Source organism: Flammeovirga kamogawensis (assembly GCF_018736065.1).
GTDB lineage: Bacteria > Bacteroidota > Bacteroidia > Cytophagales > Flammeovirgaceae > Flammeovirga > Flammeovirga kamogawensis.
On record NZ_CP076128.1, the window covers coordinates 2,801,289 to 2,822,916 of the forward strand.

Genomic DNA, 21,628 nt, shown 5'->3' on the forward strand with positions numbered 1-21,628 from the left:
AATACTTTACTTACAACTTACACTTATGATTTTTTACAGATTGTCTTTACTCTCAATTCTGTGTGTATGTATTACTGTATCTTCAACTAATTCATGGGCGATATCAATAAATAACAAAACTCCAGAAGAAAAGACGGAGAAAAGAGTGATGTCGCAAAAAGATTACTTATCACAATATGGTTACTTTGCTGTAATCTCGATGCACAAATACAACATTCCTGCAAGTATAATAATTGCCCAAGGAATGCTAGAATCAGCTTATGGAAATAGTTCTTTTTCTAAAATATCCAATAATCATTTTGGAATTAAATGTGGAGAACAATGGAAAGGAAATTCTATTACACATCAAGACGATTCGCCTGAAGAATGCTTTCGTTCTTATTCATCGGTTTATGCCTCTTTTGAGGATCATGGTAAATTTTTAAAATCTAGGATATGGTATAATAGTCTATTTATGCTAGACCCTACAGATTATAAAAGTTGGGCACGTGGGTTACAACAAGCAGGATATGCTACAGACCCAAGGTATGCAGAAAAATTAATTGATATTATTGAAAGATATAATCTAAGTCAACTCGACGAGATGCCACTAATATAATATCTATTTTTTATCAGGTACTTCTTGATGTGTTGGGGTAGTATTAACAACATCAAAAAGTTTATATAAAGAAGCCTTCATCTTTCTTTCTAAGAATGGGTAAGGCTCTTTTTTTCTTGAAACATACACAAAAGAGATGGCTTCTATCACTTGTTGTTGTGAAGAATCTTCTTTAGGCTGTAAGATGGTTTTATTTAAACGATAAGCCTCTTTAATCTGCCTTTTTATCCTATTACGATCTGTGGCATTTTTAAAGCTTCGTTTAGAAACTGAAATTAAAACTTTAGGAGGGATATGGATTTTAGATACATCTGTTGATAATGTATAATACACCTTATACGGAAAAGAAAAAACAGATTGTCCTGATTTGAACATCTGCTCTATTGTACTTTTACTCTTTAGATGCTCGCACTTTGGGAAAGTGGGACGATCATACGTAGGTAAAGGTGAGTGCTCCATAAGAATTGATATGTGATTAAACACATTATTTTGATAGGTCTATAAACAAAAAAGTGAAGGTTCGTCGTACTTGCTGCCGCCGAACCTTCAGCTTTTGACCTATGCGCGGGCTTCCGCGAGGTGCAAATGCACCTCACAGAGACGCATGGATAAAAGCTGCTTACGTAAAGTAATTACGCGTTAGCGGCAGCTTTTTGTTTTTTTGCAACAAGGCGTTCAGCTTTTTGAACTTGACCTTTGTTGTAATTTAATTTCTCTTGTTTAGACAAGATCTTTTTTGCGACACGAGTTTTCATCACATTAAATTTTTAGTGTTCTGAAACACACTCTACTTTAGAGTGCTATCTACGCCTTATGTTTTCTAGAATCAGAAACTGTAAGGCTTTTTCTTCCTTTTTTTCTTCTCGCTGCAAGAACGTTACGTCCGTTTGCTGAAAGCATTCTTTGACGGAAACCATGCTTGTTTCTTCTCTTGCGGCTTGAAGGTTGAAATGTTCTTTTCATCGTACTATGTAAGATTAGAATTTTTCGGCTTGCAAAAGTAATCATACTTAAGCAAAATGGCAAACCGAATTCACTGCATTACTCACTTTTTTAGCTAAACAGCTTGATTTTCAGTAGCATTAACAAAAACAGCAACTATAAAAGTTCATTAATAGGCTGATTATGTCAGTTTTACATAAAAATCAATTTAATGCTATTAACATCATTAAATAAATAAATTTATAACCCCACTGTTCAAAACAGTAGAATTAAACATAAATCCGATTTTTCATCGAGGGGCAAAGATACTACTTTATATATTCTTATCGTAATATGATTATAAAAAACATCCTTTTAATGTCTTTATATTCACTTTTAATCACTATTCTTAACAGATTTCCAGTATCTATTATTAAAATGATTGATAAACTTACGTCTACAGCATTACAAGTAAACAACTGACTGTCCGATAATTAATCATTTATTTTTGAACAGCACTTTAATTCCCATCATTAAAAAGACAATACCAGAACATTTATTTAAATATGTATTAAACTTTTTATTACTTCTTAATTTTCTTGAGAAAAGTGTTGAAAAATATGTAATTATAAGAAACCACACTACTCCTATAAATGCATAGACACTACCTAAAATAAGAAATGGCAATGCATTACCTATTGCCTCTTCTTTTATAAATTGAGGAAAAAATGATAAAAAGAAAAGTGCCACTTTAGGGTTTAACACATTTGTAACTACTCCATTAAAAAAGTGCTCCTTATTAGACTTTTGCTCTTTACCTTTACCTAAATCAATATTTAATTCTTTCTTATTTACTAAGCTACTTATACCCAAGTAAAATAAGTAGGCTGCTCCGCAGTATTTTATTAATTGAAATGCAATTGCAGACTGAGTAATAATAATAGACAGTCCCATTGCAGCTAAAAAAGTATGAACCATCACTCCTACATTTATTCCTAATGTAGAATACACGCCTATTGTTTTACCTTCACTAATGGCTTTATTTAAAACAAAAATAGTATCAATACCTGGTGTCATTACAAAAATTAAAGCTGTAACAACAAATACATCTAAGTGAATAATATCTTGCATAATTAAAATTTTAAGTATAAAAAAGTGGCCTCAACACCTTTTAATAGATGATGAGGCCACTTAAACTATATTTTTAGATATTTATTTTACTAACGCTAGAGCTTTATCAATATCATTTACAATTTTATAAAAATCTTCTGATTGTTCTACAAAATCATGTTCCGACATTTTTACTCTTAGAAGAGGTCCTTCGTAAGTATCTATCCATTCATTATATAAAGTATTCAAATTTCTTAAATACTCTTCTGGTATAGATTGTTCGTAACTTCTTCCTCGTTTTAATATCTGTGAGTTTAAACGATCATAATCCGTATCAAGGTAGATTAATAAATCGGGTTTTGGCAATTGGGAGGACATTGTTGTAAAAAGCTTCCAATACGACTCAAAATCCCTATCATCCATCTGACCGGAAGTATGTAGGTTTCTTGCAAAAATATATGCGTTTTCATCAAAAGAACGATCTTGTACAATTGGGGTTTTACTAGATCTAATTTCTACAGCTTGCTGAAAACTATTATCTAAAAAACGAACTTGAGTATGGAAAGCCCATCTTCTCATATCCGTATAAAAATCTTCTAAGTAAGGATTGTCGGCCGTACTTTCATATTCTGCTATCCATCCAAAATGTTCTGAAAGCATTTTTGTTAAAGTCGTTTTACCCGATCCTATATTTCCTGCGATAGCAACGTACTGCATATTGTATGGCAACACCTAAAAGTGTTCTTTTTTTTGATTGATAATAAAAGAGGTTTATGCTACTAATTTAAAAAAGAGCATATAAATAGTGTATACTAATTGAATAACATACACTATCTAGAAATCGTTAATTCTATTAAGAATTATACACGAGCTTTTGCTGCTTGCAATTCAGCATCAATACTTCCAATAATTTGATCAAAATCAGCTTTGTTCTCAACAAAGTCTAGATCTTCCATATCAATTACTAATAGTTTACCTTGATCATAATTAGAAATCCACTCTTCGTAAAATTCATTTAATCCTGTAAGGTAAGCTCTAGATATACTTTGTTCATATTCACGCCCACGTTTACGAATGTGATCTATTAATTGAGGAACAGATGTACGTAAATAAATTAATAAATCTGGTGCAGGTGCATGATCTGTTACAGAATTAAATACTTTATTAAAGCATTCTTGATCTCTATCAGTCAAGTGTCCGTCATTATTTAACTGACGAGCAAATATATGAGCGTCTTCATAAATAGAGCGATCTTGGATAATTGGAGCATCATTTTTAGATACTTCCATTACCTGACGGAATCTGCTATTTAAGAAATATACTTGTAAAGGGAATGCCCAACGGGACATATCCTCATAAAAATCTTCTAAGTATGGGTTATCATCTGCACTTTCGTATCTAGGTTCCCAACCAAAATGCTCTGCTAACTTACCTGTTAATGTTGTTTTGCCACTGCCTATATTTCCGGCGATTGCTATGTACATAATTAAAATATTTTATTCAATTGAGTAATTAGATCATTGAGCCCATTGGCGACTTTCTGATACGCATTGCTGATTCGATTGCAGATGCTATTCTTTCAAAATCATGTGGGTTATTTACAAAATCCACATCATTTACATCTACAACTAATAAACCACCTTTATCATAATTACCAATCCACTCTTCGTACAATTCATTTAAGTTAGAAAGGTATTCTGAAGGGATAGATTGTTCGTAATCACGACCTCTTTTTTGAATATTTTTATGAAGCTTTTCAACATCTGCTCTTAAATAAATTAATAAATGAGGAGCATTTGCTTTATTTTCATATAATTTCGATAAAGCTGTATAGTTTTCGAAATCACGTTGATTAATTAACCCAGAGCGTCTTAAGTTCTCTGTAAAAACATAAGTTCCTTCGTAAAGACTTCTGTCTTGAATAACCGGATTATCTACTGTTGCTTCCTGAATTTGTTCAAAACGGTGATTTAAGAAATAGGTTTGCAAGTGAAAAGCCCATTTTTCCATGTCTTCGTAAAAATCCTCTAGGTAAGGATTATTAGTTGTACTTTCAAACAATGCTCTCCAACCAAAACGGTCTGAAAGCAGTTGGGTTAAAGTGGTTTTTCCACATCCTATGTTTCCGGCTATTGCTATATACATGAATTATAAACTCTGAAGTATGAAGTAATAAAGATTGACAGCACAAGCCCATCAATCAAGTGGTGCAAATATATAGTATTTAAAAAAGGATTCCACTCATTAATAATAGAAAGACTGTTAACAACAGACTGAACAATTACTAACAATTGATTTTCAAATAATTGCTATTTAAAAAACATATAAAGCAATGCAAATATACCTACTAATATAGCAGCTCTAATTAAGATAGGTTTACGCTCTGTTCTCCTGGCTCTTTCTTTTGAAAATGAGATACTTCTTTCTAATCCTTCTGCACTTTTCTCTTTATTCCCTTGGTCGGTATATTTTTCTCTTAGTGCTTTTATTCTTGCGTCTCTTTCTTCTTTTTCAGCATCGTAGTGTCTAGTGGTAAAATTAAATGTGCGATACTGGAGAAGCTTGAAAAATGGTGCTCTTTTCATCTTCTTTATTATTTATTTTTTAAACTTATTTCTTTATACAAAAGTACGGAATATTAAAGTGATTTGGTTCATCATTTTTATTTTGTTCACTAAGGTGTATTTTTGCATGGGAATTTTTACGAAATTGCCACACGAAACAGAAAACGAAAAATTATATTAATAAGTAAATCAATTATGTCAGCAACAAAATTTGATCTGATTGTCATCGGTAGCGGCCCAGGTGGTTACGTAGCAGCAATCCGTGCTTCTCAACTAGGAATGAAAGTAGCGGTTGTAGAAAAAGCTGAAGTCGGTGGTATCTGTCTTAACTGGGGATGTATCCCTACAAAAGCTCTTTTAAAAAGTGGTCAAGTATTTCAATATATCAACCATGCAAAAGACTTTGGTATTAATGTAGAAGGCGCAGAAGCAGATTTTTCTGCAATGGTTCAAAGAAGCCGTGGTGTAGCTGCAGGAATGAGTAAAGGTGTTGAGTTCTTAATCAAAAAGAACAAGATTGAGAAACTTTTAGGTTTTGGTAAATTAGTAGGTCCTAAGCAAGTTGAAGTAACTGATGCTGAAGGTAATGCTACTGTTTACGATGCTGATAAAATCATCTTAGCTACTGGTGGTAGAGCAAAAGAACTTCCTCATATCAAAATTGATGGTAAAAAAGTAATTGGCTACCGTCAAGCAATGACTCTTGAGAACCAACCTAAGAAAATGGTTGTAATGGGTTCTGGTGCAATTGGTGTAGAATTCGCATACTTCTATAACTCTATTGGTACAGAAGTAACTGTAGTTGAATACTTACCACGTATCGTACCTAACGAAGATGCTGACGTTTCTAAAGAGCTTGAGCGTAACTTCAAAAAACAAGGTATTAAAGTAATGACAAATGCTGCTGTTCAAACTGTGGAAACAGAAGGTGAAGGCTGTGTTGTTAAAATTACTGACAATAAAAAAGGAAAAGAAACTGTAATCGAATGTGATGTTGTTCTTTCTGCTGTAGGTGTTGAAACTAACTTAGAAGGCATTGGTCTTGAAGAAGTTGGTGTTGCACATGACAAAGGTAAAGTTCTAATCAACGATTACTATCAAACTAATATTCCTTCTGTATATGCAATTGGTGATATTGTTAAAGGACCTGCTTTAGCACACGTAGCATCTCATGAAGGTATTATTTGTGTTGAAAAAATGTCAGGTATGTCTCCTGAGCCAATGAACTACAATAACATCCCTGGTTGTACTTATGCATCACCAGAGATTGCTTCTGTAGGTTATACTGAAGAACAAGCTAAAGAAGCAGGTTACGAAATTAAAGTTGGTAAATTCCCATTCTCTGCATCAGGTAAAGCAAGTGCCGCTGGTCATAAAGAAGGCTTTGTTAAAGTTATCTTTGATGCTAAATATGGCGAATGGTTAGGATGTCATATGATTGGTTCTAATGTTACAGAAATGATTGCTGAAGCAGTTGTTGGTCGTAAATTAGAAGTAACTGGTCACGAAATTATTACAGCTGTTCACCCTCACCCAACATTATCTGAAGCGGTAATGGAGGCTGCAGCCTTAGCATATGACGAGTGTATTCACTTGTAAGCAATAATAATTGTAACATATAGATTAGCCTTTACGCAATTGGTGCGTAAAGGCTTTTTTTATATAAAATGCTCATTTAAATTTAGCTAAAAGAAGAATGCTTAATACATACAAAACGAAAAACTCTTTTACGCTTCTATTTATTACATATAAAAAATAATTTTCTTGAACTTAAGTACTGTAATTTAGTTTATGATGGTGTAGAGTAAACCCAAACTATTACCAATCATGAAACATTTTATTACCTTAATTGCTTTTACTTTCCTTTCATTTTCTGGCTTTTCTCAAAATGTAATTGATGTTAATTTCGAAAAATATTGGAATTCTTTTTCTGAATATACGATTCCTGATATTGAAATAATTGAACAAAGAGAAAGAGAAAAATTTGAGATCGCTAAGTTTAGAAACAAAATAAGAGATAGTATTAAAAATGAACTTATTGAGGTATATCAATTAAGTAATGATATACATACCAATTTTGTGATTATTGAAGATCATCTTCAAATTGAATTTGAAGCTCTTGGAATTCCATATATTTCTTATGAAAGTATAAACACAAATGTGATCAATAAAGAACATTGGATAGACCATCATACCCGAAAAATAGTTGAACATAAAATGGCTCGTGTAGAACAAGAGTTAAAGGAATTTTATGATTGAAATCATGTTAATATATCAATAGATAGAGATTCTTCACCTTTTTTATGAAATGTATCTACAATATCTTTGCAGAACATTATTATTGAACTCTATCATTACATGAATAAAAAATTATTATCTGTATTAATTTTAACTCTTATCTCATTATCAATTTTTGCACAAGAAGAACAAGAGACTGAAATTAAACAAGAGAAAACATCATACGAAAAAAGTGTTGATGTTTTTAAGCGTGGTCTTCGTTTAGATCTTAATAAAGAAAAAACATCTTATTTTAAAACAATAATTGGTATTCAAACGTGGTGGAGAGCGGGAGAAACTAACCCAGGAACTATTGATAAGCTATCACAAGAGCCTATCAATAACTTCAGTGATTTTGCTATGCGTAGAATTAGAACAATGTTCTATGCTAATATTGAAGGTAAATATCTATTATTTGCTCACTTTGGTGCTACAAGTGATGGTACATATTCATCTATTTATGACAACGTGTACGTACACGACTTCCAAGGACAGATGAAAATTGCAGATAAAAGTTACGTTGGTGGTGGTATTCACTTTTGGCAAGGGCTTTCTCGTTTATCAAGAGTTGGTTCTAATAATTACCTTATTCTGGATAACCCCGGCTTTAACTTCCCTGAGGTTAATAGAACAGATGCAATTGTAAGACAGATGGGTGTTTTTGTAAGAGGTGTAACTTTAAAAAAGTTAGGGTATCAGTTTTCAATCAATAAACCAATTATTAGTGCAGATGCTGGAACAGTTGGCTATGGTGGTAAACCAATGAATGAAGCTGAAATGGAATCTTTTGCAAATAATGGACAAATTGAAGTTGGTGACACGCATCTTTTAAAACAAACCAATTATAATTATAATGGGTATTTATTCTGGCAATTTTGGGACATAGAGTCTCAATCTGTTTCTGGAGCAAGTCAAATGAATTACTTCGGACAAAAAAGAGTTTTCAATATTGGTGCTGGTTTTCAATATCAACCTGGAGGAACTGGAACTTATAAAGAAGATATAAACGGAGATTTTGTAATGGAAACAAATAATATTACAAAGTTTGCTGCAGATGTTTTCCTAAGTACTCCATTAGGTCATAGTAAAGGAGGTTTAACAGCTTATGCTGTTTATTATAACTATCAATATGGTGATGATTATTTAAGAACTTCGCATGTTTTAGGCGGGTTTGCTGCTAGTGATCCTAACAGTACAACACCTCCACAAGGAGCTGGTTTTGCTCAATTTTCACATGGTACAGGAAGTATTTTTCATACAGAAATAGGTTATACATTACCTCAAACTATATACGATTCAGAAAAAAAGATTCAGCCATTCGTTGCCTTTACTTATAAAAATTTAGAAGGGTTAGATGAAGCTTCTTTCCAAAGTGATTATGGAGTAAACTGGGCTATAATAGGTCAGAACGTAAAATTAACTGCAGCATATTCATTACGTCCTATTTACATGGAAAATGATAAGCAAGAATTAAAAGTAACAGATAATGCAGGGCTTTTTGTTATGCAATTACAATTAAGAATCTGATTTTATCAGGTATTCGATATAAAAAATGGCTAACCTTTATTCTTTTTAGAGGTTAGCCATTTTTTTATTTTTTACGTGGTTGCTTATAGATAGGCACTGTGCTACAAGGTTCTCCATACATAATCGACTTTACAACAGGCCTCAAGCGCTCAGTAATGTCAACATAAGCAGATACAGGAACATCTTCACTACAACCCTTAATTACTACAGGCTTATCTTTAAATCGATCAACTTCTAATTCTCGAATAGAATTTTCAAATAGTTTTTGTTCTAATCTTTCTAAGTTGCCAAAAACTATTGTGGTTGCATATTTCTCTAAACGAGTGGTTATAAGCATATATGCCCATGTTGGTACAATTGCATCAACTGAACAAGTAATGGCTACATGTACATTTTGATATCGTTTCCAATCATGTTCTTTGATAAAGCCTCTAAAATCTTTTTCTCTAAGTACCAACCCCTGAAAGAGTTGATCTTTTATATCTAAAAGCACTCGTTCTTCAGTTCTTTTTAAATCTTCTAGATCAAAAGAAATTAAAGCACTCTGTGCTACTTTATTAACTATTTCGTCCATAATACAAAGTTGAGAAGTAATCTGCTTATCTCCAAGAATTTAAAATTTTCGAAATTAAAGATTAATAAACTAAAGAGATTTTTCATAGGTGTCAAAGACAAGACCTTCTGCATTAAAATTATATTTAAACCTTGCTAAACCTTCATTAAGTAGGTTCCCCTCTTCTTCACATGAGTGTCCAAAATCTAAAAATATTTTCTGATTAAGTTTAATTAGTTCAATAAAAAGTGCATCTAATGCTTTTACCTCCCGCCCTCTTACGGAGTTAACAGAGTATTGTATTTTCAATACCTCATCTGTAAAAAAAATAACAGCACCGGCCAACATTTCATCACCTATGAAAGCTCCTATTAATTTAATATTATCTGGAAATAGATCAACTAACAATTTAATTTCTCCTAATGAATGTGTAGGCTTGACTCCATGCCTTGATTCTAAATTGGAGGAAAGTAAACACCAAAAGCTAAATAAATCTGTAGAGTACTTAACCTCAATCCTATTGTTTATAGCAATTTTATTGTTTTTAATTCTTGAACGGTCTGGTACCCACTTTTTACTAGAAACAATTAATGAACTAAAATCTCTTCTTCTTAATTTCCATCCATTTTTAAACAAAGCATACAAGTCTTCTTCAGCCTGTTCTAATTTATAAATATGCGGAATAGCTTTATATATAATTTTTTCGATCTGGAAAGAACTATAAAACGCTTCTATTGCTGAAAGAATATCAATTATCTTTTGTACAAATGTTCGAGGTAAATAAAGTAAACCTCCAAAAGTTAATCCTTGATGTGAATAAATTGTATTTCCTGCCCTGTTAGCAGGAAAAAGAGCCAATATATTTTTATTTACATCTTCAATAATTAAACTGAAATCAGAAAATCTATCTTTATGATAATCCATATAATTCCGATTAAAGAAAAAATGTTGTTGAACACATCTTTCGTTAAAATTATTCCAACGCTCTTTATCGTCATCAGTATAACGTTTTATGATAAATTCTTTCCCCAATTGTTAATTTCTTATTCGAAGTATCAAAATTATTTAGCTATATCATTAATTTTATGAATATAGTAAGCCAAAAGTACGGATTCATTTGAAAAAAGCGTTTTAAATATAAATATTAAGTATTGTCTTTTATTTCTATCCGTACCTTTAAAAAGAAAATCTATAATATATATAATGAGTAAGAGAATTATATTACTTATTTGGATAACTATTATTAGTACAAATGTCTTTTCACAAGAAGAAATTCAGAAAGCAAAAGAACAGGTTGCTAAAACAGAAGCTATTCTAGAAAGTACTAAAGATAAAAAAGAAACCTCTCTAAGTGAGCTTAACGATATTGAAGCACAAATTGAAGGTAGAGCACATTTTTTAGGCCAAATAAAAACCCGAATTAAGAAGGCTCAATCAGAGGCTATTGCAGCAAGTAATAGTATAGATTCTTTACAATTAAAAATTAGCATTCTTAAAGAAGAATATGCTGAATTGGTTTATGCAGTTTATAAAACAGGTGGTGACCTTCAACAACTAGCTTATGTTTTTTCTAGTGATAATTTTAGCCAGTTTGTTCGCAGAGCTAATTATCTTGAACATTATAAGGACGTTCGTAAGAAACAAATTTTAGAAATTGAGAGGTCTCAAGAATTGCTAGCTAGTAAAAAAATTGAATTAGAAGCAAGAAATAAAGAAGAGTCAGCATTACTAGTTGAAGAAAACACACAGTTAAAAGCTCTTCAAAAATTAGAAAATAGGCAAGAACAAGTTGTAACTGATCTAAGAAAAAAAGAAGTAGAACTAGCTCAAAAACTAAAATTAGAACGTAAAGCACTTATTGAATTACAACGTCAAATGCTTGCTTTAACATCAAGTGTTAAGAAGAATAAGAACGATGACTTTAATGAAATAAAAGAACCTAGTTCAAATAAAAAGCCTGAAATAAACAGCAAAAATATATCTGTTAGCTTTTCAGAAACAAGAGGGAAATTAATTTGGCCTGTTAAAGACGCTGTTATTGCTAATCATTTTGGTGTTCGTCCACACCCAGTACTCAGTGGAGTGACAATAGAAAACCACGGTATTGATTTAAGAGTTTATGAAAATGCTGAAGTAAAAAGTGTATTTGATGGTGTTGTGACTGCGGTAACAAAAGTACCTAACTTACAAAATGTAGTAATGTTAAGACATGGCGATTATTTTACAGTTTATTCTAAATTAGAAACAGTAAAAGTAAATGTTGGAGATGTCATTTCTAAAAATAAAGTTATTGGTAAAGCAGGAAAAAATATTGATGGATTCTTCGAGATTCAGTTTCAAATATGGAATATGAATGGAGAAAAATTAGATCCAGAACAGTGGTTAACTTTAAAATAAAAACTCGTTGTATCTAAGAACTTTAGAAGAAAATCTGTAAACGAATGTTTATAAAAAATCGATTCAGCTTCTTTTTAATGATAATTATACGGAAATTAGTTTTTTTTAAGACCCAGTAGTGAACTCTTCAAAAAAATTCACGTTCAAATTTGAACACAATCAATAAAAAAATATGAAAAAAATTATTATCACGATAGTTGCATTATTTGCAAGCTTCAGTCTTTACGCACAATCTCCTTCTTTATCAACTCAAGTTCAAGGTCAAAATATGGATTTTGAAACTATTAAAACTCTTATTAAAGCAGAAAAAAGAGGTGTTTTAAAGGAAAATATGAATTTGTCTGAAGCTGAAGCTGAAAAATTTTGGCCTGTTTATGATAAGTATGAATACGATCAAAGCAAAATTCTTAATGAGCAATATGCGTTATTAAAAGAATATGCTGAAAGTTTTGAAACTCTTGATGCAAAAAGAACAGATGAATTAATGAGTATTGCTTTCAAATTAAATAAGCAAGAAATTACATTAAATCAAAAATATTATAAGCAGATGAAAAAAGTAGTTTCTACGCAAACAGCTGCTCGTTTTTCTCAAATCATGAGTCAATTAAATACAGTAATTGATTTAAGCATGACACAAGAATTACCATTAATCAATAATTTATAATTAGTTGATAGTAAAAAAAAGCCCAATGAATTAATTATTCATTGGGCTTTTTTGTATTCATTAATCCAAAACCTTCGGGACTTTAAAAAAGTCTTTATCATGTTTTGGAGCATTTTTCAATCCATCTTCATGACTTAATGTATGTTTGGCAATATCCTCACGCCATACACTTTGTTCATCAGTCATATGTGTAAGTGGTGCTACTCCTTCAGTATCTACTTCTTCTAGTTTGGCAACCCATTCCACAATTTCATTCATGCTTTTCAGCATTTTTTCTTCACTCGTTTCATCTAGCTCTAAGCGAGATAAATGAGCAATTTTCTCTATGCTCTCCTTATCAATAATCATAAAATATGCAGCTTTTAATTACACTACTCACACAAAGTAAGGGAATAATTTAAAAAAATCGCAACATAGACTCAAGATACTAAGAGATTATTGCTTTTTAGTATATGCTTTTCCTAACTGACTTATTAATTCTCCTTCAATTATATTTTTCACTTTCTCTTTTAACATTTTCACATCATCCAAAGTCATACCTTCAGTAGAAATAGGTTCATGCTGAATTAGAGTTAAAGGATGCCAATGTAAAGTGGGCCCTAAAGCAGGCCATATTTTCCAATTAGTTACTAAAGTGACAGGAACAACTGGCTTTTGTGCTCTAATTGCTATAATGAAAGCTCCATCTTTAAACCTTTGTAATACAGGAGGTTTTCTATTTTGAGTTCCTTCGGGAAATACACCAATAGAAAAACCATTATTTAATGTATCAATAGACTGTCTAAACATTTTCTCTGTCTTCACAGCGTTTCCTCTATCTACACATATATGGATATTTTTAAACATCCAACCGAACAAAGGTATTCTTGTTAAGCTTTCTTTACCTAAAAATATTACTAGTTGGTTTACTAAAACCTGAACAGCAGGAATATCTAAAAATGAAGAGTGATTTGCCAAAAACACATAAGACTGACCTTTAGTTAACTCAGATCTATATTCTTTACGAACAGGTATAAAAATTAAAATGTAAGTTAAAGTTGACCATACTTTATTTAAATAATAGGAAAACTTTAGCAAACGCTTATTTGGCGATAATATTATTACGATGTACAAAGGGTAGAGAAGTATTAATCCAAGTGAAAAAACACTCACTCCATACACCAAGTAAAGTCTAAGAATAAAAGTCATTTATAATCTATTTTTAAAGGATGCCTGACTTCTAAGTATCCTTATTTTTATTAAAATTAGATACAAAGTTAAGCATTGCTCAATTCAAATTGATAAGTAAGAACAATAAAAATTGTACCATGAAGATGATATTTATTTTCTGTATCATAGTACAACTTCATGATTTTAACGCATACTTATCTAAATTTTATCAATTACATGACAATTAATGCGAGTGAATTGCTAATTTTATAATCTGTTTTTGTAGTTCACATTAGACCGTTTATATGCGCTCAGTAGACCAACTCAACCCCAAAGAATACATTATCGTTAAAGGTGCCCGTGTCAACAATTTAAAAAATGTTGATGTATCCATACCAAGAAATAGTTTTGTTGTTATAACAGGTGTTTCAGGTTCTGGTAAATCCTCTTTAGCCTTTGATACTTTATTTGCCGAAGGGCAACGAATGTATGTTGAAAGTTTGAGTTCATATGCACGTCAATTTCTTGGTCGAATGGAAAAACCAGAGGTGGAATATATTAGAGGTATTTGCCCTGCCATTGCTGTAGAACAGAAAGTTTCAACAAAAAACCCAAGATCAACAGTAGGAACAACTACAGAGATTTATGATTATCTAAAACTTCTCTATGCTAGAATTGGCAAAACATATTCTCCTGTATCTGGTAAAGAAGTTAGTAAATCTAATGTAACGGATATTGTAAATTATATTCATGATTTTGATGAAGGAACTCGCTTTATTGTTTCTTGCCCTCTTGCATTACAAGAAGGACGAACTTTAGATGTAGTTCTGAAATTACTTTTACAACAAGGGTTTACCCGAGTAATAGCAAAAGGTGAAACTTTATTTATTGAAGAGCTTCTTGAAAATATTGAAAAAGGTGAAAAATTTGCCTTAGAAGATCTTGAGATGCTAATAGATCGAAATGCTGTTAAAAAAGGTGATGAAGAAAATCAATTTAGAATAGCAGATTCTGTTCAAACTGCATTATTTGAAGGCCGTGGAGAATGTCGTATTCAAATAGTTCAAAAAGGGAAAGAGCCTATCTCTCATTTATTTTCTGATAAATTTGAGGCTGACGGTATTCTATTTGAAGAGCCAAGTGTCAATTTATTTAGCTTTAACAATCCTTATGGCGCTTGTAAACGTTGCGAAGGATTTGGTAAAGTTTTAGGAATAGACGCTGATCTAGTCATTCCAGATAAGTCACTTTCTGTTTTAGATGATGCTATTGCTCCATGGAGAACAGAAACTATGAAAAAATGGATAAAACCACTTTTAGATGCATCGCATGAAACTGGTTTCCCAATTTTCAGATCATATCAAGATCTATCAGAAGAAGAAAAAAATATATTATGGAATGGTTTAGGGAAATTTAAAGGAATTAATGCCTTCTTTAAACACCTAGAATCAAAAACCCATAAAATTCAATATAGAGTAATGCTTTCTCGTTACAGAGGAAGAACTGTTTGTCCTGAATGTCATGGTTCTAGGCTAAGAAAAGATGCAGCTTATGTAAAAATCAACGATAAGTCTATTATTGATGTTGTGTTAATGCCTATTGCAGAAGCTAGTGAATATTTTAATCAAATTACACTTAATAAGCACGATCATGAAATTGCAGATAGATTATTAGCTGAAATCAAAAACCGACTTCAATATATGAATAAAGTCGGTTTAGGATACCTGACATTAAATAGATTAACAAGTACCTTATCAGGAGGAGAATATCAACGTATTAAGTTGGCAACATCACTTGGTAGTGCACTTGTTGGTTCTATGTATATCTTAGATGAACCAAGTATCGGATTACATCCTAGAGATACTCAAAATCTAATTGCTGTATTATTAGAACTAAAAAGGTTAGGCAATACTGTAATTGTAGTAGAGCATGAAGAAGAAGTAATGAAAGCTGCCGATGAAATTATCGACATTGGACCCGATGCTGGTAGTTATGGCGGTGAACTTCGTTTTCAAGGTACATTACAAGATGCTATAGATCACCCTGAAATATCACATACAACTAGATATTTAAGTGGTAAATCAAGTATTCCTACTCCAGAAGTCCGCAGAAAATGGACTGAATATATTGAAGTAATTGGAGCAAGGGAAAACAATCTTAAAAACCTGAATGTGAAATTTCCTTTAGGTATTGTTTCTTGTGTAACGGGTGTTTCAGGTTCTGGAAAATCTACACTAATCAAACGTTGTCTAACTCCTGCTATTACAAGAGCTTTAGGACATCATACAGATGAAAAGCCTAAAATTGACCGTATCGATGGTGCTATAAAAGCAATCACAAAAGTAGAATTTGTAGATCAAAACCCAATCGGTAAATCATCTAGATCAAACCCTGTTACTTATGTTAAAGCATATGATGCTGTAAGAGAATTATTCTCTAAAAACGAACTTTCAGTTCATAGAGGGTACAAACCTGCATTCTTTTCTTTTAATGTTGATGGAGGTCGTTGTGAAGCCTGTCAAGGTGAAGGAACTTCTAAAATAGAGATGCAATTCATGGCAGATATTTTTCTTCCATGTGAAAGTTGCAAAGGAAAGCGCTTTAAAAATGAAATTCTTGAGGTTAAATATAAAGAGAAAAGTATTGCAGATATTCTAGACTTAAGTGTAGATGAAGCCGTGAGTTTCTTTGCAGATCAAAAGAAAATTATTCAACGCTTACAACCGCTTCTTGATGTAGGTTTAGGTTATGTTCGCCTAGGGCAATCATCTAATACATTGAGCGGAGGTGAGGCACAAAGGGTTAAGCTTGCATCCTTCCTAGCCAAAGGTACTCTAAAAGAATCTGAGCGTGTATTATTTATCTTTGATGAACCTACAACTGGACTTCATTTTCATGATATTGACAAATTAATGAAAGCAATTAATGCTTTAGTTGAAAAAGGTCATTCAGCAGTAATCATCGAGCATAACGTAGAAGTTATAAAAACGGCAGATTGGGTAATTGATATTGGACCTGAAGGAGGTAAAGATGGCGGTACAATTGTTTTTGAAGGTACTCCAGAAGAATTAATTAAAAATGGAAAAGGATATACAGCACATTATTTAAAAGCTGCAATGACTTTATAAAAATAACTTCTTACATGAGTATGACAATCTACCTTGTTCGACATACTACCCCTGATGTTGATGCAAGTAAAATTTTATATGGACAAACTGACTTAGACATTGTTGAAAGCTTTCAAGAAGAAGTCAATGCTATAAAAAAAAGAACAAATAATACTGTATTTAATACTATCTACTACAGTCCCCTTTTACGTTGCGAGAAATTAGCACTATCATTAACAGGTGATCTAAAATTACCAGACTCCAGGTTAAAAGAAATATTTTATGGTGATTGGGAAATGAATAAGTTTTCTGAACTTAGAAATAATATTAAAGAATGGGTCAAAGTCTTTGATCATAAACCTGCACCAAATGGGGAATCTTTAATGGATGTACAAACAAGAGTTCGTTCTTTTTGGCAAGATAGAATTGAATATAAAGAGGGAGATCAAATAGCAATAGTAACTCATGGTGTAGTTATGAGGATTATACTATCTCATTTTTTAGAAATGCCCTTAAAAAATATATTTCGTTTCCAATTTGATTTTGGGAAAGTTATAAAGTTAACAATGACCGAAGAAGGTTTAGTGAAAATTCATATCTAAAATTAAAATGAGTTTCGAGATCAATCTACCTATTTTTGAAGGTCCTTTTGACCTTCTTTTATTTTTTATCCAAAGAGATGAATTGGACATACATGATATTCCTATTTATAAAATCACAAACGATTTTATGGAGTATATGTCTGATATGGAAAGATTGAATATTGAACTTGCTAGTGATTTTATTGTTGTTGCATCTACATTAATGAGGATTAAAGCTAAAATGCTTCTGCCCCGTGTTGAAAAAGATGAAGAAGGTAATGATATTGATCCTCGTGATGAACTTGTTAAACACCTCTTAGAATACATGAAATATAAATCTGTTTTAAATACTCTAGAAGAGTGGGAAGCAGATATGTTAGACCGAGAGAAAAGAGGAAACTTATCAACAGAAATTGCTACTATTGAAGAAAATATTGGTGTAGAAACTGAGCTTCAAAATATTGACTTATTTAAGCTCTTAAAGTTTTATCAATCTGCCATGAAAAAGGTTGACGATAGAAATAATGCTCCAAGACATCAAGTAATTCCTTATCCATATTCTCAAGAAGATAGACAAGATCATATTATTGAAACTTTAAAATCTAAAGAAGAATTTAGTTTTATGGAATTAATTATGACCGATTTTAATAACGTTTCTGTTGTTTTTAACTTTCTAGCAGTACTCGAACTTTTATCACAAAATAGAATTACAATAGTAGTTCATGAAGGTTTTAATAATTTTGATATTAAAAGAATTTCAGAATAAATCCCATCTGTGATCCACTTCACATTTTAATAAAAGTACTCTAGCTATATTTACAATATCTTAAAGATTTCTCACTAGCTATTTTACATTATGAATAAATCTACTTTATCTTTTCTATTAGCTACTTTCCTGATAAACCTAATATCTTGTTCTACTAACGATGAGCCCACTCTTACTACTCCACCTAATGATAACATAACATATCTTGTTACGTTTAATGGAGAATGGACAAGTGCAAGCCATCCCATTGATTATCCAGAAAATAGTCATTTTTCTGGGGTGATAGGTATGAATCATATCGAGAATTCATCTCTCTTTGAAAATGGAGATTTAGCATCTGAAGGAATCAAAGTAATGGCAGAAACGGGAGGTAAAGACCCTCTAATTGATGAGATTAAAGGAATGATAGATAACAATCTTGCTAATCATCTAATTAGTGAAGGTGGTCTTTCTTCTGGAAATTCTTCTATTCAATTTACAATCACAGTAGAAAAGGATTACCCATTCGTTAGCCTTGTCTCTATGATTGCTCCTAGTCCTGATTGGTATGTAGCGGTTGAAGGAGTCAACTTATTAAAGGATAATGAATGGATAGAAAGACTTGATGTTACTCCTGTTCATTATGATGCAGGAACAGATAGTGGTTCTACATTTAAATCTCCTAATTCTCCTACTACACCAACAAACGTAATTTCAGTAATTACTAATGCACCTCTAGGAAATGGTACCGAAGTCACATCTCCTGTTGCTACATTTACGTTCGAAAAACAATAATTAAGGCTTTAGCATATCCCATCCTGTTCCCATATTAAGGTCTCTTTGTGGGAATGGGATCGATATACCTTCTTTATTAAAGCGTTCAAATAACTCGTACAAAATCATACTTTTTAAAGTGCCAGGACGAGAATAATATTTTACAGTCCAAATATTTAAAGTGAAATTTATAGAATTATCTCCCCATTCTGTAAAGATTAAATCTGGTGCTGGACTTCCTAAAATACCATCAATATGGTTAACTACGTCAAGAGTAATTCTCCTTACTTCTTTTGGGTCTTCGTTATAAGATACACCAATAGGAATTTTAAGTCTCACTAACTTTTCGTTATGACTCCAATTGATTACTTTATTCGAAATAAATTGAGAATTAGGAACAATAATAGTGATATTATCATTTGTGAGTATGGTAGATGATCTTGCTGAAATCTCTACTACTTTACCACTAACCTCATCTACTTCAATCATATCTCCTACTTTTATCGGTTGATCAAATAAAATGATAATACCTGAAATAAAATTATCTGCAATTGTTTGTAAACCAAAACCAATTCCAACACCTAAAGCACCTATCAATACCTGTAAAGAACTCAGGTCTAAGCCTGAAGACTGAAATACAATAGTACTACCGATAACTATAAATGAGTATCTAAAAATAGTTCCGATATTATAACTAACAGATTCATCTAAACCATATTTTGGTAAAATACTGTTTACCAAAAAGTCTCTCATTTTTTTTGCAAAAACAAAAACAGATATAAACATCAAGAACAAGCCAAGAATAGAAAGTGGTGTAAATACTTTTTCTCCAATATGAAATTGATATGTAAAAATTCTTATGACAGTGTCAATAAAACTATTATTAGTTAATTCTTCCATGGGTTATTAAATATATTATAAGAGAGGATACATCTAAAATAACAAAAGACTACCAAAAATGGTAGCCTTTTGAAAATCTTATTGGTGTTCTAATAGATTAGTTACCCTGTAAGATTTTATTATAACGTTCTGAGTCGTTTAAAACATTAACTGCCTCAATAACATCTAAATCTGCTGTAAATGTAGATTCTATTTCTCCAGCTTCTAGATAATATCTTTTACAGATTTCTGCTTCTAAAACATCTCTAATTTCTGATTTAAACTTTATAACATCAGATTCTTTATTATGATAAATCTTCTTTTTCAATGCGTTAATTTCTGCTTGAATATCATCGTAGTATTTATCTTCTTTAGCACTCTCTTCAAGATCTTCCATTGTTACTTCAACTTTAGTTTGGTAACCATAATCCTTATCTTTAAGCCAAGTAACAAAATCATCAAATTGAGCATCGGATAAATTAAAATCTCTTGCTGCTACAATAGACTTATTATCATGGTGAAATTTAGTAGCATAATCAAAGATTAAACCTTTAAGTATTAAACTCACTGATATTTGTGCAAAGTTGAATGGTTTTACTTTAATATCTGGAGCAACTCCTCCTCCATCTAAAACTTCTCTACCATTTGCTGTTTTAAATTTCTCTCTCAAAGAGTCTGCTACAACTATTGCTTCTCCATCTTCATTTCTATGGCTATAATCAATTGCTTGAATACAACGTCCACTTGGAATGTAATATTTAGCAACGGTTACTTTTAATCTTGAATTATAATCTAATGGTCTTGTAGCTTGTACTAAGCCTTTACCAAATGATCTAGAACCTAATAATACTCCTCTGTCATAATCTTGAATTGATCCAGAAACAATCTCTGCAGCAGATGCACTACCACCATTAATTAATACTGCCATTGGAATTTCAGTATCTAAGGGTGCATTTAATGCTTTGTATGTTTTGTTCCAATCTTCAATACGTCCTTTTGTATATACAACATCAGAACCTTTAGGTACAAATAAGTTTACAATATTTACAGCCTCGTTTAATAATCCACCAGGGTTACCACGTAAATCTAAAATGATTTTTTTTGCTCCTCTATCTTTTAACTCAGAAACAGCATCAGCCACTTCTGTACTTGCATTACGTGTAAAATCAGATAATTGAATTAATCCGATATCATCTTTAACCATGCCATAATATGGAACATTATTAATTTGGATTTTTTCACGCTTTACATTTACATCAAAAGGTTGATCTACCCCATATCTTTTTATAGTTAAGACAACTTCGCTACCGGCTTGTCCTTTAAGATATTTACTAATCTCATGTGTATTTTTATCATGAATGTCAGTACCATCAACTTTTTCAATAATATCTCCAATTTGAAGACCCGCGTCATATGCTGGATATCCTTCGTTAGGAAGAATTACTGTAATATTTCCATCTCTGTTTCCAACTACTACTCCTAATCCTCCATATTCTCCTGTAGTCATTGTTCTAAAATCTTCAATGCGATCTTCAGGAATATAATTTGTGTAGGGGTCTAATGTTGCTAACATGGCTTCAATACCAGTTGTCATCATTTCGGTTGGATTTACATCATCCACATAATAAGTATTTACCTCTTGATATAGTTGAGCAAATATTTTCATGTTCTTAGCAATCTCAAAATAATGATTACTAACCTTCTCACTAGAGAATGAGAAGAACAAAATTGATAGCGAACTAACTAAGGCTAATAAAAAAAGTTTTTTACTTTTATTCATAT

The 21,628-nt window shown here is 31.7% G+C and carries 24 protein-coding genes; 10 read left to right on the plus strand and 14 right to left on the minus strand.

Annotated elements, in window-relative coordinates; genetic code table 11:
• The first annotated feature begins 25 nt into the window (after window positions 1-25).
• On the plus strand, window positions 26-598 hold the full coding sequence (locus KM029_RS11185) for a glycoside hydrolase family 73 protein (RefSeq protein ID WP_144073361.1): 573 nt from the start codon (window positions 26-28) through the stop codon (window positions 596-598).
• Window positions 599-601: 3 nt separating this feature from the next.
• Here KM029_RS11185 and rnpA read toward each other — a convergent pair whose 3' ends face one another.
• From rnpA to KM029_RS11220, 8 genes are all read right to left on the minus strand, one after another.
• Complete coding sequence (gene rnpA / locus KM029_RS11190; protein ID WP_144073362.1) at window positions 602-1,057, minus strand: ribonuclease P protein component; 456 nt, start codon at window positions 1,055-1,057, stop codon at window positions 602-604.
• A gap of 173 nt (window positions 1,058-1,230) precedes the next feature.
• Window positions 1,231-1,353: a hypothetical protein gene (locus KM029_RS27030; RefSeq protein ID WP_260412668.1), complete on the minus strand. Its 123-nt coding sequence runs from the start codon at window positions 1,351-1,353 to the stop codon at window positions 1,231-1,233.
• A 49-nt stretch (window positions 1,354-1,402) separates the two neighbouring features.
• Window positions 1,403-1,561 (minus strand): 50S ribosomal protein L34, encoded by a 159-nt coding sequence (rpmH, locus tag KM029_RS11195; protein WP_044208068.1) that lies wholly within the window; start codon window positions 1,559-1,561, stop codon window positions 1,403-1,405.
• Window positions 1,562-2,017: 456 nt separating this feature from the next.
• Complete coding sequence (locus tag KM029_RS11200; protein ID WP_144073363.1) at window positions 2,018-2,650, minus strand: LysE family translocator; 633 nt, start codon at window positions 2,648-2,650, stop codon at window positions 2,018-2,020.
• Window positions 2,651-2,731: 81 nt separating this feature from the next.
• The gene (locus KM029_RS11205; RefSeq protein ID WP_144073364.1) at window positions 2,732-3,346 is read right to left on the minus strand and encodes a deoxynucleoside kinase; all 615 of its coding nucleotides are present in this window, start codon (window positions 3,344-3,346) and stop codon (window positions 2,732-2,734) included.
• Window positions 3,347-3,489: 143 nt separating this feature from the next.
• Window positions 3,490-4,113 (minus strand): deoxynucleoside kinase, encoded by a 624-nt coding sequence (locus KM029_RS11210; RefSeq protein WP_144073365.1) that lies wholly within the window; start codon window positions 4,111-4,113, stop codon window positions 3,490-3,492.
• 28 nt (window positions 4,114-4,141) lie between these two features.
• On the minus strand, window positions 4,142-4,774 hold the full coding sequence (locus KM029_RS11215) for a deoxynucleoside kinase (protein WP_144073366.1): 633 nt from the start codon (window positions 4,772-4,774) through the stop codon (window positions 4,142-4,144).
• Window positions 4,775-4,938: 164 nt separating this feature from the next.
• Window positions 4,939-5,214, minus strand: a complete 276-nt coding sequence (locus tag KM029_RS11220) for a hypothetical protein (protein ID WP_144073367.1) — start codon at window positions 5,212-5,214, stop codon at window positions 4,939-4,941.
• Window positions 5,215-5,388: 174 nt separating this feature from the next.
• On the opposite strand from KM029_RS11220, the gene lpdA reads away from it, so the two are divergent.
• The 3 genes from lpdA (at window position 5,389) to KM029_RS11235 (ending at window position 8,997) form a co-directional block, all read left to right on the plus strand.
• Window positions 5,389-6,792, plus strand: a complete 1,404-nt coding sequence (gene lpdA, locus KM029_RS11225; RefSeq protein ID WP_144073368.1) for a dihydrolipoyl dehydrogenase — start codon at window positions 5,389-5,391, stop codon at window positions 6,790-6,792.
• A gap of 228 nt (window positions 6,793-7,020) precedes the next feature.
• Entirely contained in the window at window positions 7,021-7,452 is a 432-nt protein-coding gene (locus tag KM029_RS11230) for a hypothetical protein (protein WP_144073369.1), read from the plus strand.
• A 99-nt stretch (window positions 7,453-7,551) separates the two neighbouring features.
• Window positions 7,552-8,997 carry a hypothetical protein gene (locus tag KM029_RS11235; protein WP_144073370.1) on the plus strand — a complete coding sequence of 482 codons (1,446 nt, stop codon included), beginning with the start codon at window positions 7,552-7,554 and terminating at the stop codon, window positions 8,995-8,997.
• Between the two features lie 64 nt (window positions 8,998-9,061).
• On the opposite strand, the gene KM029_RS11240 is transcribed toward KM029_RS11235, so the two are convergent.
• Together KM029_RS11240 and KM029_RS11245 are read right to left on the minus strand one after the other, a co-directional pair.
• On the minus strand, window positions 9,062-9,571 hold the full coding sequence (locus KM029_RS11240) for a DUF2480 family protein (RefSeq protein WP_144073371.1): 510 nt from the start codon (window positions 9,569-9,571) through the stop codon (window positions 9,062-9,064).
• A gap of 69 nt (window positions 9,572-9,640) precedes the next feature.
• Complete coding sequence (locus KM029_RS11245) at window positions 9,641-10,582, minus strand: GNAT family N-acetyltransferase (protein ID WP_144073372.1); 942 nt, start codon at window positions 10,580-10,582, stop codon at window positions 9,641-9,643.
• Between the two features lie 171 nt (window positions 10,583-10,753).
• On the opposite strand from KM029_RS11245, the gene KM029_RS11250 reads away from it, so the two are divergent.
• Together KM029_RS11250 and KM029_RS11255 are read left to right on the plus strand one after the other, a co-directional pair.
• Window positions 10,754-11,947 carry a murein hydrolase activator EnvC family protein gene (locus tag KM029_RS11250; RefSeq protein WP_144073373.1) on the plus strand — a complete coding sequence of 398 codons (1,194 nt, stop codon included), beginning with the start codon at window positions 10,754-10,756 and terminating at the stop codon, window positions 11,945-11,947.
• A gap of 172 nt (window positions 11,948-12,119) precedes the next feature.
• A complete protein-coding gene (locus KM029_RS11255; RefSeq protein ID WP_144073374.1) occupies window positions 12,120-12,611 on the plus strand; it encodes a hypothetical protein in 492 nt (163 codons plus the stop codon).
• Between the two features lie 60 nt (window positions 12,612-12,671).
• Here KM029_RS11255 and gatC read toward each other — a convergent pair whose 3' ends face one another.
• Together gatC and KM029_RS11265 are read right to left on the minus strand one after the other, a co-directional pair.
• The gene (gene gatC, locus KM029_RS11260; RefSeq protein WP_144073375.1) at window positions 12,672-12,959 is read right to left on the minus strand and encodes an Asp-tRNA(Asn)/Glu-tRNA(Gln) amidotransferase subunit GatC; all 288 of its coding nucleotides are present in this window, start codon (window positions 12,957-12,959) and stop codon (window positions 12,672-12,674) included.
• Between the two features lie 87 nt (window positions 12,960-13,046).
• The gene (locus tag KM029_RS11265) at window positions 13,047-13,799 is read right to left on the minus strand and encodes a lysophospholipid acyltransferase family protein (RefSeq protein ID WP_144073376.1); all 753 of its coding nucleotides are present in this window, start codon (window positions 13,797-13,799) and stop codon (window positions 13,047-13,049) included.
• Window positions 13,800-14,065: 266 nt separating this feature from the next.
• Here KM029_RS11265 and uvrA point away from each other — a divergent pair, with 266 nt between their 5' ends.
• The 4 genes from uvrA (at window position 14,066) to KM029_RS11285 (ending at window position 18,988) form a co-directional block, all read left to right on the plus strand.
• Window positions 14,066-16,888 (plus strand): excinuclease ABC subunit UvrA, encoded by a 2,823-nt coding sequence (gene uvrA, locus KM029_RS11270; protein ID WP_144073377.1) that lies wholly within the window; start codon window positions 14,066-14,068, stop codon window positions 16,886-16,888.
• A 14-nt stretch (window positions 16,889-16,902) separates the two neighbouring features.
• Window positions 16,903-17,469, plus strand: a complete 567-nt coding sequence (cobC, locus tag KM029_RS11275) for an alpha-ribazole phosphatase family protein (RefSeq protein WP_144073378.1) — start codon at window positions 16,903-16,905, stop codon at window positions 17,467-17,469.
• A gap of 7 nt (window positions 17,470-17,476) precedes the next feature.
• Window positions 17,477-18,214: a segregation and condensation protein A gene (locus KM029_RS11280; protein ID WP_144073379.1), complete on the plus strand. Its 738-nt coding sequence runs from the start codon at window positions 17,477-17,479 to the stop codon at window positions 18,212-18,214.
• 90 nt (window positions 18,215-18,304) lie between these two features.
• Window positions 18,305-18,988 (plus strand): spondin domain-containing protein, encoded by a 684-nt coding sequence (locus KM029_RS11285; protein WP_144073380.1) that lies wholly within the window; start codon window positions 18,305-18,307, stop codon window positions 18,986-18,988.
• Here the strand turns inward: KM029_RS11285 and KM029_RS11290 are convergent, their stop codons facing one another.
• Window positions 18,989-19,867: a mechanosensitive ion channel family protein gene (locus KM029_RS11290; RefSeq protein WP_144073381.1), complete on the minus strand. Its 879-nt coding sequence runs from the start codon at window positions 19,865-19,867 to the stop codon at window positions 18,989-18,991.
• A gap of 97 nt (window positions 19,868-19,964) precedes the next feature.
• Window positions 19,965-21,626 carry a S41 family peptidase gene (locus KM029_RS11295; RefSeq protein WP_144073382.1) on the minus strand — a complete coding sequence of 554 codons (1,662 nt, stop codon included), beginning with the start codon at window positions 21,624-21,626 and terminating at the stop codon, window positions 19,965-19,967.
• Window positions 21,627-21,628: the final 2 nt, after the last annotated feature.